Annotated in this window: 1 pseudogene; it reads left to right on the top strand. The window is 63.8% G+C overall.

From position 1 onward, the window contains the following. Positions 1 to 47: 47 nt before the first annotated feature. Positions 48 to 563: pseudogene (locus V8688_RS32045) on the top strand (4-hydroxy-2-oxovalerate aldolase); the annotation flags it as partial.

A 563-nucleotide genomic window follows, 5' to 3' on the forward strand; every position in this document is an offset into this window, starting at 1 on the left:
TGCTGGCCGACCAGATCATCTCGGCTCGGGTGTAAGGAGATTCGACCATGAGCAATATCCTGAAGCCCTTCTCGGGCGAACTCGATGTGCGTGTCACCGACACCTCGCTGCGCGACGGCTCGCATCACAAGCGGCACCAGTTCACCGTCACCGAGGTGCGCGATATCGTTGCCGCCCTGGACGGTTCGGGCGTCCCGGTCATCGAGGTGACCCACGGTGACGGCCTCGGTGGGTCCTCGTTCAACTACGGTTTCTCGAAAACCCCTGAGCAGGAACTGATCAAGGCCGCCGCCGAGACCGCCAAGCAAGCCAAGATCGCCTTCCTCATGCTGCCGGGTGTCGGCGTCAAGGAAGACATCAAGATCTCCCAGGACAACGGCGCGTCCATCTGCCGCATCGCCACCCACTGCACCGAGGCCGACGTCTCGATCCAGCACTTCGGCCTGGCGCGCGAACTCGGCCTCGAGACCGTCGGATTCCTGATGATGGCCCACTCCACCACCCCGGAGAACCTGGCCAAGCAGGCCCGCATCATGGCCGATGCCGGCTGCCAGTGCGTCTAC

It is taken from the genome of Nocardia sp. No.11, assembly GCF_038752175.1.
In the GTDB taxonomy this organism is placed as follows: Bacteria; Actinomycetota; Actinomycetes; order Mycobacteriales; family Mycobacteriaceae; genus Nocardia; species Nocardia canadensis.